Below are 16,677 nucleotides of genomic sequence, written 5' to 3' on the forward strand. Positions count from 1 at the left end.
ATCTCGGTCGTTTTTGTTGTTAAAGCAGTGAAAAAATCGCAGTGAAATATTAGAAGCTAGCTGCAATTTCTTTCGCTTTAACGATCGCTTGTGCTTTAATCGCTTGACCTTGATCTTGCGATACAGCCATACCTTCAACAAACAGCGGCTCGAAGGAAGGGATTCCGTAGAACAGCGAGATTTTTTTCAGGTAGCTAAAGCCGCTTTCCATTGCAGCTGCAGGGCCTTCGGAATAAACGCCGCCGCTAGCTTGGATGTGCAAGCCTTTTTTATCAGTAAGCAGGCCCACAGGACCTTCAGCAGTGTATTTGAACGTTTTGCCAGCAACGGAAACCGCATCAATGTATGCTTTCAGAACTGGAGGGAACGAGAAGTTCCACATTGGAGAAACGAATACATATTTATCAGCTGCAACGAACTGTTCTACGATTTCGCCAAGGCGTGCTACTTTAGCTTGCTCAGCAGCAGAAAGCTGGTCGAATGCAGTGCCGGATTGAAGCTTGCCCCAGCCGCTGAATACGTCAGCATCGATAGCAGGAATATCAAGATTGAACAGGTCAAGACGAACGATTTCATCAGAAGGATTAGCTTCACGATAAGCGTTAACGAATTCTTCACCTACAGCAAGGCTGAAAGATGTGGAGTGATCATGCGGGTGTGCAGTAATGTACAATACAGTAGACATAATTATAACTTCCCTTCGTGTTTAAATGGTACTTCTCCATTATAACTTTTTTTTAGTTAATTTCAATAAGTAATTTGTTAATTTTAATGTTAGAGTATTTTTTAGATTGGGAACGTTTATGGACTCAAGTCAGTCTTCCCCTGTGAGGAGTTATTTATTTATACAAATTCAGCTTGAAGGAAAGCTTATAATTGACAGCAGAAAATCCAAAACCACAGCCACGTTACGACTATGGTTTTGGATTCCGCTAATTGAAAGTAATCATTTTGTACTTACTTTGCGAGCAATTTATCCAACAAGCGAATGATCATTGCAACGGACTCCGCACGGGAAGCAGGTTCATTCGGTTTGAACAATCCGTTGCCTTTGCCACTTACGATACCCGCGGCTGCGAAAGCACTTATAGGTTCAGAGGCCCAATTGGTAGTTGCATCCGAGAATGGATTGGATGAATTAGGAGTATAATTGGTCAATCGGGCAAGCATGGCAACGATCTCAGCACGAGAGATTTCTTGATTAGGATGGAAAGAACCATCACTGTAACCCGTGATTATCCCTTTACCTTGTAAGGCTGCGATCGCTTCAGAGGCCCAATGCCCTTGTGTATCTGTGAAGGAAGAGCCGCTAGCATTCCCAAGACCAAAAGCTTTCGCAAGCATTGTGGCGAACTCCGCGCGAGTTACCTTTTCATTGGGATGATAAGAGCCATCACTGTAGCCTGTTACAATACCCATCTTAGCGGCACGCTCGACTACTGTTGCACTCCATGAAGCTGCTGGAACGTCCGTAAAGCTTACGGTAGGAGCAGATTGCCCTTTTTCTACGATAGCCTTAACTACGTCTACATCTACCTTGTCGTTAAAGAGCAGCGTCGAAGGCGTTGGTGTCTGTGCTGGCGTTGGTACAGGTGTCGACGTCGGTGCTGGCGCTGGTGTTGTTACTGGTGTCGATGTAGATGTCGACGTCGGCGTCGGTGTTGTAGTCGGCGTTGGTGTAGGTGTCGACGGCTCATTGTTCGTTGGTTTCACAACGGAAAACTCATCTACGATATTACCTGCACTCGTACGTGCTTCCACATGAATCTTATCATCGGTAATTTCAATAGCGGAATAAACGGGAATGTCTTCATCAAAGATAAAATTCAAATAATTATACTGGGTGCCATCATAGAATTTCCAGCCCGAAGCACCGCCATCAAGGTATACAGTACCTTCATTTGTGGTTTTATTCGGCTTGCCCTCCTGCATTGGATAGGTGCGAGCATACACATGATCGTGTCCCACTAGAACTAAGTCAACTTTCTTTTCTTCCAAAATAGGGGCAAAATACGTTTGGGTATACTCCACAAGGGATTCGCGACCATTTTCCGTATGGTAGGCAGGACGGTGGAACATAGCGACCGTCCATTTTTTATCATTTTGATCCAAGTCTTCTTTCAACCAGGCTGCTTGTTCAATCATTTGTTCCTCTGTGCCTTCTGAGTTCAATACGACGAAATGAGTATCATCGACCTCATAAGAATAAGCATATTGCAGTTGGGATGCGGGTCCGTTCTTTGGGAAATTCGCGCCTTTAGTAAATACTTCCTTCCCTTCGCTCTTCACATCATGATTACCCAAGGTTAGAGCTGTTGGAAGTGTTGCTGCATAGACCGAGGAAGCTTGCCAGAACTTCTGCCATTCTTCAAATGCACCGCCTACATCAACCATATCTCCCCCATGCATAATAAACTGCGTGGATGGATTTTGTGTCAAAGCGCTATTCATTAGTGCTTGATAAGCTTGTATTCCTTGTGATTGATTCGTATGCGAATCCGTAATAAACAAGAATGAGGTCGGGGTGGACTTGTTCTGGTCTATAGTAGAATATTCATGCCACTGCGACCAATTGCTCTCATGGCCTACACGATATTTGTAAGCAGTATTTGCTTTCAACCCTTCAATCAGGACATTATGAAAGCGAATCTCACCCTTCGATCCATTCTCCTTCATACTTAGCACCTGAAGCTCGCTTTCCGCTTGCTGTTGCTTTACATGGTTGAAATCGGGATTTTCTTCAGTTCCCCATTCACTAGCTTCGATGTATTGAATAGAAGTAAAGGCTTGCTCCGGATTTGTTTGCCACGCAGCGCTCATTTGTGAGGACATATCCTCTGTCACATAGGTCTGAACATATTGCGGTTCATCCGTCCCGTACTGCTCCACAACTTCATAATGGACAACCTTACTGTTCTGATCACCGATGACAGCTTGAACCTGATAGGTTCCAAGTGCCAACGTAGTTAAATCTGTCGTGAATTGACCTTTAGCATCTGTTTGGCCGAGGCTGCCACTCAATAATTGACTGCTAACATCAGCTTCAGAGATATAGCCTGTTGTTTGGCCATCTGGGAGAATAACCTCGAATAAACCATCTTCAGCTTCAGCTGAAGCATAGAAGCGTTCTCCAGCTTGTGCAACCACTATCACGTCAGAAGACATATCATCATCGCCATAAACATTAGACGTTACAGATTCAACCGTAACGACTGAGCTTTGCTTTAATAAGCCAGTGAAAACAATATCTGCACCTTCATACGGTGTACCTTCACGGTCTAATACGGTAAAAGTAGACGATGTGCCCACACTCACTCCCGTCATTTCCAGCTGATATGGAAATGCGATTGTATAGTGGATAGGGGAAGCTAGCGGTGAGCTAGTCTGAGCTCCGCCCGCTGTAAGATTAGGAGTACTCATGGTTATGGTTTTGTAATTTTCACCACGCTTTAACACAGCATGAGAGCTCACTCTAAAGTTAACCGTAACGACATCATGGGTTGCGGCTGTTACGTTATCAAGTGCTACCTGAACAATTCCTTGATCATTGTCGATATTTGAGTCCAGGGCAACTCCAGTCGCCTGAGTAATGCTTTCAACTTGAAGAGTGTTTGCATCATAATTTAATGCGAATTTTACCGAGTCTGCATTCAAGTAGTCTTTGAGGCTAACTTGAACAGGGTAGATTTCATTACTGACGGCTTCTTCAGCAGCAGTCATGAACAAACGTTCACCTGCATTTATCGTGAAAGCATATGTTTTGCTTGCTGGGTTGCCGACCATATCCAACACGTCAATAACAAGCTCATGATAACCGCCATCCACATATGCTCCTGGATAGGTTAATAAACCAGTGTCAGAAGAAAAGTTTGCTCCTTGTGTAATATCCGTTCCATCCAAAAGAACCGATAACGTATCTAAATCTAGACCTGCTCCGATATCGGTTAGCTCAACCTTTATTTCATCAAGCGGAGCGTTTAATACCTCATTCTCGACGGGGGATAGAGGTTTAATGCTAGGTACGTCTTTATCCTCATCCTGATCCTCATAGATAAAGGTAATATCATCTACCCAAATCGAGCCTTTATTTTTTTTGCTCATATTCGATTGTTTCAATTGGAAAAACAATTCAAGGACTATCGGACCTGATTTGCCCTGTGGAACAGCGGCCTCAATATATTTCCAACCAGACCAGTTGATGCCCGTTTGACTTGCGTCATAAAACTCTGCTTGGAAAGAGGAGCCGCCTTGATCTCTAAATTTTGTCGTTAGCAAATGTCCTTCATTGTTCCCATAAACCCACATGCCTACTTTAGTAGGGTAACCTGTTACGGGGATGCTCCCTGTTTTATAACCTACTTCGATTTGAGAAGGGTTATCCACTATCCCAATCATATCGTAATCAATTCTAGCCGAATATTGTCCATTTCTTACGTGCTTCTTGTTATCCTCCAGGTGCAGCGTAGCCTCATACATCCGTTTAGGATTAAATTTCACATCTGAGATGCCATCTTCAAAATCCTCAACTATGACGGAGGGCGTGACCGGTTCCGCTGCATAGACATGATTATTTTGCCCAAAGCCTGGATTCAATCCCCCTACTAGCAACGTTACCAATGATAAGGTTACTATTGCCTTGCGAAATGCTCTGATTTTCATTACTTTTCCTACTCCCCTAAATAAAATGGTTATCCAACGAGTAATATAACAGCGCTATGTAAATTTAAAACTCATTTACTATTAAGAAATTATATTAATTTAATTTGAAAAAATAATAATTCTTTTGATAAGTAGAACCTGAATATGTTTAGGTCAGGTTTTTCTTGATGGACGTTATCTATTTCAATGGAAATTGGGATCGAGCCTAGCAATGGGGAAGGGGCTGCTTGACATGCAAAAAATCCACAACCGAAGCGGTTGTGGATTTACATAATGAAGGCGAACCGTGGATGTGTAAAACCACAATTCGCCTCCGGAAGTTACTTAGAATTTTCGGAACGGCAGCCTGAAAACAAAAGGGAAATCAAGATAGTGTAAACGTTGTACTAATCGTTTTTATCTTCACAACCGTTACATAGGCCACCTCTAAATTCTCCACGGCCTTTATACTCGCCGCATCCTGGACAAAACTCCAATTCCTCTTCCTTATTATTATTCATTCGATTCACCTCGCTCTCAGAGCATCATTAACTACAGGTATATTATACCAATCACATCAACTGAAGGTAAATGAGGTGTCTGATTAATCCCAAGTTACTATGACTTCTTTAATCTGCTAGTTTCCTTCAAAGCTTTATTCACTTATTGTACCTTGTCTCGTGCATTTGTCTTAAGCATCCTTCAGATTCCACCTCGCGGTGGGCAGCCTTGTTCTTGGCTAACAGTAGGCGTTCGCCAGCCCGCGTTCGATATTCTTGAAAGCGCTATACTATCTAAATATTGCGAACTATCAATCTGCCCGTCTTTTTATGACTCATATACTGTTATCGGGCACTTCTTAAGCGATAGTGTCAGTTTTTTATCAACCATCCGACCCACCAACTACTTAGAACAAGAAGCACTTTACATTTTTGAACAAATATCTCATCATTAACAGCATATCCTTCTTATATCCAATACGAATAGGTGTGAAAAAATGCAAATCGGAAACTTACTATATGATTTATCTACAGCGAATAATCCAACCGATATATTATTATCATGGAGCAGGATGGGAAACAAAGTAAATAATGCTAAAGCCATTATTTCAATTAATGACTACGAGAAAAGTGTTCTACCTCCAAATATAGTGAAGTCTCTTTATTCAGATGATAATGATTTTCTCCCGTATTTCCAATCACCTCAACTTTATTTTATTAATAATGAAATATTAGAGAATATGTTATCCTCGCGCAATGATGTTAACTTTCTTATCGATTACTCTATTATGTTCGACACAAACTATGCAAGCTATATCCACCAGTTTGTAAATAATAATACAAATAATTTGAATAACGAAGTGTTTGCATCAATTGCAGTATTACTACGAGAGAATTTACAGTACGATTTTAACTTCTATCTGATCGAAAACTCGAAAAGTATGGATTTAACTTCACCATTTGATATTAATAATTTCAGACAAGAACACAACGATATTTACCAAAATATAATAAGCCTTCAGTTGTTCAATAGTATAGATAATATTCTCTTCAAAAACACAGGGAAGATAAACTATAAAATCTCAAAAAGTAAAGCAACACAAAATGCAACTGACCTTATTACTACACTGTTTTGTAGCGAGGGGGGGATAGAATACTTACAAATTTTCGAATTCATGCAGAAGCAAACGACCTTATTTTTAATTGGAATGCTAAATATACATTTCTCTAGTAATAAGAGCGTCCAAAAAAAGATGGTTGATTTGTTTGAGTTTATGAACGAAATAGTCGGAACTTACTTTGAAAGAGAATCTATTGTTGCTCATAGATACTTTAAAGAACAAAGCAAGATTAGAATCTTTAGGAAAATCCAAAAAAACGGAGACACTTCGAAGATTCTGGAAACAATAAAAAATATTGCTTGGGATTTTGTCGCACCACGTGTAATGGAATTTTTCATAAGATTTAGTGGGGAAGGCAAGTTCTTTCTTCCCTTCATACTTTCTCATGATGCAGGTCTAAAAGAAATCCTACAACTCTTTAATGTCAAAGCTTGCTTTATTGATGGAAATCGAGATTTCATTCCAGTTCCATCGATTAATACACAAGATTATTATGAAGCAGAGAATTGCAAGATAGATTATGAATCCTACTTTTCAATGGAGAGTAAATCAAAAAGAGCAACAACATTAAATAAAAATAGGAAAGTGATAGATCAACTTATTGATGAAGAATGCAATAAACTTATTGAGACAATTTCTAAATAAGCTTCATTACTGCTCCTTGTAAAGACATAACCATCGATTTGGTCGGTGGCCCCCTGTCCTCACTTTTAGGACCAGTTAGTATCTGTAGACAACATGTCTACAAAAATTATCAAAATCCAACTTAATAAATTATGATGGCTACGATATATCTACATTGGCTGTGCAAAACCACAATTCGCCGCCGCGTGATGGTCAGGTTGTTTGGCGAAGTTAGTTGATCAAAACTCTATTGCTACTTCCAGGTTAAGATATAATATTAGTATCGTTTAAAACAGGAGGTAGCAAAGTGACAAACAAAAAACGAGTAATTGCAGCTTTATCCAACCTAGAGCTATGTGATGACTGCTTGTCCGTCGCATCAAATGTTACACCAAGACAAACTGTCTATTCAATTTGCCGTTCTCTATTTGATGAATTATATATTATCAGAAATCATAGTAAATGCGAGCATTGCCATAAAGTAAAAACAATAAACCGACTTCAAAATAACAGGTACCTTGGGGAAAAAACCAAACCTGAGATAGAAATTGACTCTGCCGTCAAACCGTGGTTTTGGGAGGGAAATGTGCAGAGCCATGTAGTGAGTTATCTTGCCCAAAATAAATACCAAATCCGAAGTGTCGCTGACACTGCGTCCCGCTCAGCTGGAAAAGATATAATTGTCCTTTCTCCTGATGGAAAAGAATTGTGGATAAGCGTTAAGGGATACCCCGAAAAAAGTTCAAATGTCCAAGCACGCCACTGGTTTTCTGGAGCTTTATTTGACCTCGTCTTATATCACGGAGAAAATCCGCAAGTAAAACTCGGTATTGCTCTCCCAGAAGGTTTCGTCACGTACGCCAATTTACTTCCACGTATCAACTGGCTAAAAGATTATATGCAATTCAAAGTCTATTGGGTTAATGAAAAAGGAATCGTTACTGTGCAATAGTAATTAAATTTTGTGTCAAGGAAAACTAACCCCTGTCCACATTAACTGTTGTGGTTTTATATGTACAAGGGATCATTTTTCCGAGGGGAGCGAAACCCTGTCTGAAGATCATGCCACGCTTGCTTCTAAGGGTGTAGCCACAGATTTGATGTTAATTGAGGGCCGCTATGCTACTGCTAAACAAGCTTTATTATTCTTTAAACCGCTTGTACACATTGTTATAACGATAGAATAGTATAATAAGGAATGAATCATATGGGTAAGGTGATTGAGATGGAACGTAAAGTTACAAAGTTTGGCTATAGCCTGGGTATCACGATGACAGAAGCTTTAAAGCAAGTCGGCCTTGAACTTGGAGACACCGTGCATGTTGATGTAAAAGAAACAGATGGAGAAATCATTTTACGCAAAGTAAATAAAATCGAACTACCTGTTGGAATTGGCCCCGACTTCTTAGAAACTCTCTCACAAGTCATGGACCAATACGACGATACTTTAAAAGGACTTAAGGATCGCTAGAATGGGGGATTCGTTATTTAATATCCTTTTCAAGAACTCTCAATACAAATAGAAAAACACTGCGCTAACTGAAAAACATAGCAAAAACCCGACCAAATGCAGTCGGGTTTTTCATGGTGTTGATGGATTAAGGCGAGCTGGGGGATATCCCTTATCTAATACTATCAAACCGGCTGCCCGCTCTTAACCTTCGCAAAAAAAGCGCTAATCGCATAATAAGCGGCGCCGCGAACGGCGGACTGATCCTGCAATTCGGCGAACAAAATTTGCAGCTTCTCCCGGTGATAGCTGAGTGTGCGACGGGCGATGGAGGCGTGAATCGCATCCTCCAGCCAAGCTTGTGCGCGGCTCATGCGGTTGCCGATGATCACGACGTTTGGATTAAACACATTCACAATGTTGGAAATGCCTACACCCAAATATTCGCCAATCGCATAAAATAAGGCCTGCACCTCGCGGTTTCCTGCCTCTGCGGCAGCAAGCAGCTCCTCCAGCGTCTCAAAGCCAAGCGGCTCTGCTTGCTCCAGCAGCGCATTCTCCGAAGCATAAAGCTCCCAGCATCCCTGATTGCCGCAGCGGCACGGCTTGCCGCCATATTCAATCGACAGATGCCCCAGCTCGCCGGAAAAGCCGGAAGCCCCTTTGTACAGCTCTTTGTTTAAAATAATGCCCGTCCCTATACCAATGCCGACACTGACGTATATTTGGTTAGCGATGCCGCGCCCCGCGCCGTATTTCTGCTCGCCCTGCGCGCCAGCATTGGCTTCATTATCGATGGTCACAGGCAGCTGGAAGCGCGCTTCCAGCATTTGCTGAAGCTCAACCTGCTGCCATTCAAGGTTCGGCGCAAACAGGATCGCGCCTTTGTCATCGACGATGCCTGGCGCTCCAACGCCGATGCCGATTAGGCCATAATGGCTGCTCGGAGCTTGCGACGCCAGCTCCTCAATAAAGGCGATGAGCTGGTTCAGGGCAAAATCCTGCTCTCGCTTTTTGAAGGTAAGCTGCCGCTCGCTAATGACAGTCCCTTGCAGATCGGTTAACACGCCGCGCATATAGTTGACGCCAAGGTCAATGCCGATGGCATGCCCGGCTTGTCCATTAAACAGCAGCATGACGGGTTTGCGTCCGCCGCTCGATTCGCCGGGGCCATTTTCAAAAACGAGATGATTGTCGATCAGATCCTGCACAAGGCTGGAAACAGTCGCTTTATTAAGTCCGGTTCGTTCAGATATTTGAGCGCGAGAGAGAGGGGCATGCTTAATAACGGCCTCCAGCACAATCGCGGTATTCATTTTTTTGATAAGCGCCAAGTCGCCGGTCGTCTTCAGTTTCAACTAGATTGCCTCCGTCCATCTAAAAATCCATGTAGTGTATTGTATCACAGGCGTAAACGGTATGACCGTACCGCAGGCGAAAAAGCTCGTGTTCTATTGAAATGCAAGCGGAATCATTAGTAATGGTTAATAGGACTATTTTAGCACAAAAAAACTTAGTTTAGTCAATAGACAAACTAAGTTTGATCATGTTATGCTGTTGGGGAGCGTTTACATCATGAAATATGCAACAAAGCATTTATCCCATACCCTATCAGGAGGTTTTATAAAAATGAGCTATTTTTCTAACATTGGCAAAATTCAATTTGAGGGCAAAGGTTCGGACAATCCGTTTGCATTCAAACACTATAACCCGGAGCAAGTCATTCTTGGCAAAACGATGGAAGAGCACCTGCGCTTCGCTGTTGCTTACTGGCACACATTTAACGCTAACGGCACAGATCCTTTCGGTTCGGCAACAATGTTCCGCGAGTGGGATAAGCTAGACGGCCTTGACCGTGCGAAAGCACGCGTAGAAGCTAACTTTGAATTCATGGATAAGCTGAACATTCCGTTCTACTGCTTCCATGATGTGGACATCGCTCCAGAAGGCGCTACGCTGCAAGAAACGAACAAAAACCTTGATGTAATCGTAGGCCTATTGAAAGAAAACATGAAAACTTCCGGCAAAAAATTGCTTTGGAACACAGTTAACATGTTCTCGCACCCGCGCTTCGTTCATGGCGCTGGCACAACTTGCAACGCTGACGTTTATGCCTATGCTGGCGCACAGCTGAAAAAAGGCCTTGAAGTCGGCAAAGAGCTTGGCGCTGAAAACTATGTTTTCTGGGGCGGCCGCGAAGGCTACGAGACCTTGCTGAACACCGATATGGGCCTCGAGCTGGATAACCTGGCACGCCTGTACGAAATGGCGCTTGCTTATGCGAAAGAAATCGGCTTCGACGCGCAATTCCTGATCGAGCCAAAACCGAAAGAGCCAACGAAGCACCAATATGACTTTGATGCAGCGACAACGATTTCGTTCCTGCGCAAATACAACCTGCACAACGATTTCAAGCTGAACCTTGAAGCGAACCATGCAACGCTTGCTGGTCACACGTTCGAGCACGAGATTCGCACGGCGGCTATCAACGGCATGCTTGGTTCCCTTGATGCGAACCAAGGCGATCTGCTGCTGGGCTGGGATACGGATGAATTCCCGACTGACCTTTATTCCACTACATTGACTATGTTTGAAGTGCTGAAAGCTGGCGGCATCGGCCGTGGCGGCGTTAACTTTGATGCTAAGGTTCGTCGTGCATCATTCGAAGCAGATGACCTGTTCCTCGGTCACATTGCGGGTATGGACAGCTTTGCATGGGGTCTGAAAGCTGCTGCGAAGCTGACGGAAGAAAAAATTCTTGATGGCATCGTAGACAACCGTTACCGTACGTTCAAAGAAGGCATCGGCGCTGACATCGTTTCCGGTAAAGCAACTTTGGCTTCGCTTGAGCAATACGCGCTGCAAAACAATCCGATCCGTCTAGAGTCCGGTCGTCAAGAGCGTATTAGACTGCAACTGAGCGAAGTTATTTTCAGCGTTTAAGTCGGGAGGACTTCGGCTATGAGCTATGTCATTGGAATAGATTTAGGTACGAGCGCCGTCAAGGCGCTCCTCATTAATAAAGAAGGCACGGTTGCGGGCGAAGCTTCCCGCAGCTATCCGCTTTATCATGAGCACACGGGCTGGAGCGAGCAGAAGCCTGATGATTGGGTAGATGCAACGCTCGAGGCGCTTGGCGAGCTGTCCGCTGCAATTGGGCCAGAAGCAAGCGCACAAATCGAGGGCATCAGCTTCTCCGGACAGATGCACGGTCTTGTGCTGCTGAATGGTGAAGGCAATCCGGTACGCAATGCCATTCTCTGGAATGACACTCGCACAACGGCGCAATGTCGTGAAATCGAGCGTACGCTTGGCGACAAGCTGCTCGGCATTACGCGCAATCCGGCGCTGGAAGGTTTTACGCTGCCGAAAATCCTATGGGTGCGCGAGCATGAGCCTGCTGCTTTCGAACAGGCAGAGCTGTTCCTGCTGCCTAAGGATTATGTGCGCTATCGCCTGACAGGCGAGCAGCATATGGATTACTCCGATGCAGCGGGCACGCTGCTGCTAGATGTAGCAGCGAAGCGCTGGAGCGAAGAGGTGCTGGCTGCATTTGAGCTGCCGGCAAGCTTCTGCCCGCCGCTCGCCGAGTCACATGGCCAGACGGGTACGCTGCTTGCTGAATGGGCACAGCGCACAGGACTGCCAGCTACAGTGAAGATTTTCGCTGGCGGAGCCGACAATGCTTGCGGCGCAATCGGTGCTGGCATTTTGAGCGAAGGCTTGACGCTATGCAGCATCGGTACGTCCGGCGTTATTTTGTCCTATGAAAATGACAAAAATAAGGATTTTGCCGGCAAGGTGCATTTCTTCAATCACGGCAAGGAAGATTCCTTCTACGCAATGGGCGTGACGCTGGCGGCAGGCTACAGCCTGAGCTGGTTCAAGAAGACGTTCGCGCCGAGCGAATCCTTTGATGAGCTGCTTGCTGGCATCGGGGAAGTGAAGCCGGGAGCAGGCGGTCTGTTGTTTACGCCTTATCTCGTAGGCGAGCGTACGCCGCATCCGGATTCCCTTATTCGCGCCAGCTTTATCGGCGTGGATGGCTCGCATGAGCGGGTTCATTTTGCCCGTGCCGTGATGGAGGGCATTACGTTCTCGCTGCATGAATCGGTCGATATGTTCCGTGCGGCTGGCAAAACGGTCGATACGATTGTATCGATTGGCGGGGGTGCGCAAAATCCGGTTTGGCTGCAAATGCAGGCTGACATTTTTGACGCGAAGGTAGTAGCGCTCGAAAACGAGCAGGGCCCTGGCCTCGGCGCAGCGATGCTTGCTGCATACGGCAGTGGCTGGTTTGAGAGCCTGGAGGCTTGTGCAGCGAAGTTCGTGAAGCATGCCGAGCAATATTTGCCGCAGCCTGAAGCTGTTGAAGCGTATAAAGGGCTGTTCCGTATCTATCAGCAGGTTTACACGCAAACGCGCAGTTTGAACGAAGCGTTAGCCGCATACCGCGGTTAGCGAGGTTACCCGCAAGAACACATATGGCTGCCGCTTCTTCTATTGTTTTAGGAGAAGCGGCTTTTTTTATGGAATGAAATTGAGATAAAGCGAGGATTGTCGATCTGCCCAATAATCGCCCCAGTCACTGCTTGAAGCTGCTCCAAATCGCTTCCGGCTTTACTCCCAGCTCTCCGGCGATCAGCTCGGCTGTGAGTCGCTGGGGCTTTTTTATTTTGCCGTTGCGAATTTTTGAAATGGTCGTCAAGGAAATGAGCGTGGAGCGGGAAAGCGATGTAGCGGAAATATTTTTGCTTAGCATCAGCATTCTCAGCTTGTAGGAAGGGTCCTCCTCTTGGGCTTGCTGGTTCAGCTCTGTGAGCATGATCAAATAGCTATGAAACGCCTTGTTGCCCGAATAAAAAGGCTTAATTAATGCTTTTGCGGTATCCTTGCCATCTCCGAGCTGCATATGCAGCTCCAAATGCTCAATTTTGCCGATGCTTTTGGCCCGTTCCATGATGCGGCGCAGCGGTGCGCGGTGCTCCTCGGCAACCAAATCAAAAATGCTGCGATTCAAAAAGCTGGCCGAGCCTTGGGCAAGCGGGGCAAAATAACGCTTCATCGAAAAAATGCGGAATTGTTCCGAGATACCGATGGCCATCATGATTTTATGATCGACAGCGAATTCATCGCCCCAACGCTCGGCAGACACATCCTTGCAGACGAGCATATAATACGTTTGCTCCTCCATTTGAAATTTACGGCAGCTCAGCCGAACGGTCGCCGTCATCGTAGAGCGCGTCGTCAGCTCACAGTCGAACGTCAGCTGATCATCCTCAATAAGCTTCGCCATCAGCTGCCCGAAAGGCTGCGAATCCTTCACGAAATCCTCCGGGTTGACCTCTAGAAGCTCATGCTTTCGATAGCCGGACAGCCCGGTAAAGGCTTTGTTAATATCGCGAATATACCAGCGGTTAAAATCATATTCCACAATCATCATCGGGTCGGCTAGCTGGTAAAAGATCGTATGCATGCTAATAATGCCTCCTTCAATCGGTGGTATATCTAGAGTTAAGTTAGATTACATTAAGGGTTATTAAATATGACATATCTCGTATTTTAAATTATGCAGAAAAAAACTCGAAATGACAACACCCTTTAGTCATACTTCGTTAACAAATTGGGGCAGACTAAAGCTAGAGTCAACGCCCGAAAGGAGAAAAAACCGATGAATTCGGCATTATTGTTTGATTTCGCAGATATTACGAGCGCGGGGATGGCCTTTGATACGCTGGAGCAGCTTGGCTATGATCCGGTTCTGCATGAAGGAGGAAGACTGCATATTCATATGGAGGGTAACGATCTCATTTCTGCGCTTGAGATTATGCAGATGCATGGGGGCCGGCTTATTCAGGAAGCTGCCATTGATGCGAACGCTTACACGGATACTACCTATTCGCTTGACGGCATCACCATTCCCGCGCATATTGTTAATGAGGATTGGAACGAGGAGCTGTAGCCAGCATTTTCGGCAAAAGAAAAGCGCGGCTTTAGCTGTCTGAGACAGCCATTGCCGCGCTTTTTCCTGCATTGTAGCCTGTTGAGAAGGCCGCAGTAATGTTGTAGCCACCTGTGTAGCCATGAATATCGAGCACCTCGCCGCAAAAATACAGACCGGAGCTTTGCTTGGAGCCCATCGTCTTCGGATCGATTTCCTTCAAATGGACTCCGCCGCCGGTGACGAAAGCTTCCTCAATGGATAGCGTCCCGTTCACCTTAACGGGGAAAGCTTTGATTTGCTTGGCGAGCGCAAGAAACGGCCCCTTGGGAAGATTGTCGTACGTAATATCGCCGTTGATGCCATTTTGCTGAAGCAGAAAATCCAGCAGCCGTTCCTGCAAATAGCCGCGAAGCACATTTTTAATTGCTTTTTTAGACTCCAGCTTCGCCATTTGCATCATTTCCTCATAAACGTCGGCTTCTGAGCGCCCCGGCAGCAGGTCGATTGTGAGAAGTACGGTTGCAGCCTCCCTAGCTTCGCTTCCTACGTGCTCTGCCGCATCTAAAGCGTCTGTGCCCCCTATTCTGCCATTTGCTGCGCTGATGCCTTGAGCGGCGCCAGAAGCGCGCTGCTCTTTGTTTGCCGCCTGTTTGAGCGCTTTGACGACGAATTGGCTGCATCTAAGGGCGGTTGGACCGGATAAGCCGAAGTGGGTGAAGATCATGTCACCCTCATGGGTGATCAATTTTTTGCCTTTCGCATTCCACACCGTTAGCTCTACCTCGCGCAGTGAAATGCCCTGTAGCGTTTTGCTGCGTATCCAAGGCTCGGAGGAGGTGAGAGGCACTTCTGTCGGATACAGCTCAGTAATGGTATGCCCGCCGCTAATAGCCCAAGGATAGCCGTCTCCAGTGGAGCCGGTATGGGGGACGGATTTGCCGCCCGTGGCGATGATGACGGCTTTCGCCGCGAGCTTTTCACCATTTTGCAGCAACAGACCTTGTACGGCACCGTCCGCGTAAAGGACCTCACGCACGGGTGTATTTGTTCGAATGTCCACCCCTTGCTCTCGAACTTTGCGGATGAGCGCATCGACGACCGTTTTGGCTTTGTCAGAAACCGGAAACATTCGGCCTCGGTCTTCCTCCTTCAAGGCAATGCCCATCCCTTCGAAAAAAGCGATAATATCGCGATTGCCAAACGCATTTAGCGCACTGAATAAAAACTTTCCGTTTCCGGGTATATGTTGGATGAGCTGATCCATCTCTTTTGCGTTCGTCACATTACAGCGTCCGCCTCCGGAAATGCCGAGCTTGCGCCCAAGCTTGTCTCCTTTATCAACGAGAAGAACAGAGGCTCCGTGCGCGCTTGCAGCTACCGCTGCCATTAGACCGGAGGGACCTCCGCCAACAATTATAATATCGTACATGATTCACTCAGCCTTTCTTTCTGCAATCTTGTTTATTGTACCATTCTTCGGACGAAATATTGAGTTATAATAGAACATAATTCATCAGCTGGAGGTGCCTTGGATGATTCGTATGGAATGGACGTTTCAGGGTTATGGGGATACCGAACTATACGTAAGAGAATGGAAGCCAGAAAAGGAGCGTCCAAAGGGCGTTTTATGTCTCATACATGGGATGGGCGAGCATGGTGAACGTTATCGTTCATTTGCGGCGAGGCTCGTAGCAGCTCAATATGCTGTAATCGCTCTTGATCAGCAGGGCCATGGCCGTTCATCCGGGCCAAGGGGGCATTTGCCTTCTGTAGATGATGCGGCAGCCTACGCTGCCATGCTGGTGGAGCAGGCTGCAGAGCGCCATCCAGGGCTGCCAATCTTTCTTTACGGGCACAGCATGGGCGGCAACATCGCGATGAATTGTGCACTGCGGCTCCAGCCAGCAGTGAAGGCGCTCGTGCTGTCCAGTCCGTGGCTAAGGCTGGCTTTTACGCCACCACGTGCCCAGCTTTGGCTGGGGAAGCGGCTCGCCGCCATTTGGCCAGGGCTGCCGCAATCGACGGGACTTAAGAGCGGGGAGCTGTACCGCCGAGGTTATGAGGAGGCCGTGCATATGGAAGGAGATCCGCTGTGCCATTCCCGCATTACGGTTAAAACCTTTCTGAATCTCCATGATTCAGGTGAATGGGCAATAGCCAATTGCAGGCAGCTCCAAGTGCCGCTGCTGCTCATACACGGCGCAGCTGACAAGATCACCTCACATGAAGCAAGCGAGAAGGTGGCGCAGCGGCTTGGCGAGGCATGTACTTTTGTTTCTTGGGCTGACGGCTATCATGAACTTCATAATGATTTGGAAGCACAGCGATTTATTGAAGTGGTGACGAACTGGCTGGATAGGCATACAGATGAAAATAAGGATCACGCAATTTAATCTAGTA

Annotated in this window: 12 protein-coding genes; 7 read left to right on the forward strand and 5 right to left on the reverse strand. The window is 45.9% G+C overall.

Going from position 1 to position 16,677, the window contains the following annotated elements:
- Positions 1–49: 49 nt before the first annotated feature.
- Entirely contained in the window at positions 50–685 is a 636-nt protein-coding gene (locus ACSR9A_RS16295) for an FMN-dependent NADH-azoreductase (protein WP_473758297.1), read from the reverse strand.
- Between the two features lie 272 nt (positions 686–957).
- Positions 958–4,659, reverse strand: a complete 3,702-nt coding sequence (locus ACSR9A_RS16300; protein ID WP_473758298.1) for an S-layer homology domain-containing protein — start codon at positions 4,657–4,659, stop codon at positions 958–960.
- A gap of 976 nt (positions 4,660–5,635) precedes the next feature.
- Here ACSR9A_RS16300 and ACSR9A_RS16305 point away from each other — a divergent pair.
- The 3 genes from ACSR9A_RS16305 (at position 5,636) to ACSR9A_RS16315 (ending at position 8,354) form a co-directional block, all read left to right on the forward strand.
- The gene (locus tag ACSR9A_RS16305) at positions 5,636–6,904 is read left to right on the forward strand and encodes a hypothetical protein (RefSeq protein ID WP_473758299.1); all 1,269 of its coding nucleotides are present in this window, start codon (positions 5,636–5,638) and stop codon (positions 6,902–6,904) included.
- A 286-nt stretch (positions 6,905–7,190) separates the two neighbouring features.
- Positions 7,191–7,835: a hypothetical protein gene (locus ACSR9A_RS16310; RefSeq protein ID WP_473758300.1), complete on the forward strand. Its 645-nt coding sequence runs from the start codon at positions 7,191–7,193 to the stop codon at positions 7,833–7,835.
- A gap of 255 nt (positions 7,836–8,090) precedes the next feature.
- Entirely contained in the window at positions 8,091–8,354 is a 264-nt protein-coding gene (locus ACSR9A_RS16315; RefSeq protein WP_473758301.1) for an AbrB/MazE/SpoVT family DNA-binding domain-containing protein, read from the forward strand.
- A 164-nt stretch (positions 8,355–8,518) separates the two neighbouring features.
- Here the strand turns inward: ACSR9A_RS16315 and ACSR9A_RS16320 are convergent, their stop codons facing one another.
- Entirely contained in the window at positions 8,519–9,649 is a 1,131-nt protein-coding gene (locus ACSR9A_RS16320) for an ROK family transcriptional regulator (protein WP_473758433.1), read from the reverse strand.
- Positions 9,650–9,962: 313 nt separating this feature from the next.
- Here ACSR9A_RS16320 and xylA point away from each other — a divergent pair, with 313 nt between their 5' ends.
- Positions 9,963–11,276, forward strand: a complete 1,314-nt coding sequence (gene xylA, locus ACSR9A_RS16325) for a xylose isomerase (protein WP_341281374.1) — start codon at positions 9,963–9,965, stop codon at positions 11,274–11,276.
- 18 nt (positions 11,277–11,294) lie between these two features.
- Positions 11,295–12,794, forward strand: coding sequence for a xylulokinase (xylB, locus tag ACSR9A_RS16330; protein WP_473758303.1), 1,500 nt, complete (start codon positions 11,295–11,297; stop codon positions 12,792–12,794).
- Between the two features lie 124 nt (positions 12,795–12,918).
- Here xylB and ACSR9A_RS16335 read toward each other — a convergent pair whose 3' ends face one another.
- Complete coding sequence (locus ACSR9A_RS16335; RefSeq protein WP_473758305.1) at positions 12,919–13,809, reverse strand: PAS domain-containing protein; 891 nt, start codon at positions 13,807–13,809, stop codon at positions 12,919–12,921.
- Positions 13,810–14,004: 195 nt separating this feature from the next.
- On the opposite strand from ACSR9A_RS16335, the gene ACSR9A_RS16340 reads away from it, so the two are divergent.
- Positions 14,005–14,295 carry a hypothetical protein gene (locus ACSR9A_RS16340; protein WP_473758306.1) on the forward strand — a complete coding sequence of 97 codons (291 nt, stop codon included), beginning with the start codon at positions 14,005–14,007 and terminating at the stop codon, positions 14,293–14,295.
- Positions 14,296–14,326: 31 nt separating this feature from the next.
- On the opposite strand, the gene ACSR9A_RS16345 is transcribed toward ACSR9A_RS16340, so the two are convergent.
- On the reverse strand, positions 14,327–15,709 hold the full coding sequence (locus ACSR9A_RS16345; protein WP_473758434.1) for a BaiN/RdsA family NAD(P)/FAD-dependent oxidoreductase: 1,383 nt from the start codon (positions 15,707–15,709) through the stop codon (positions 14,327–14,329).
- Positions 15,710–15,809: 100 nt separating this feature from the next.
- On the opposite strand from ACSR9A_RS16345, the gene ACSR9A_RS16350 reads away from it, so the two are divergent.
- Entirely contained in the window at positions 15,810–16,670 is an 861-nt protein-coding gene (locus ACSR9A_RS16350; protein ID WP_473758307.1) for an alpha/beta hydrolase, read from the forward strand.
- Positions 16,671–16,677: the final 7 nt, after the last annotated feature.

It is taken from the genome of Paenibacillus sp. R-74696, assembly GCF_055814915.1.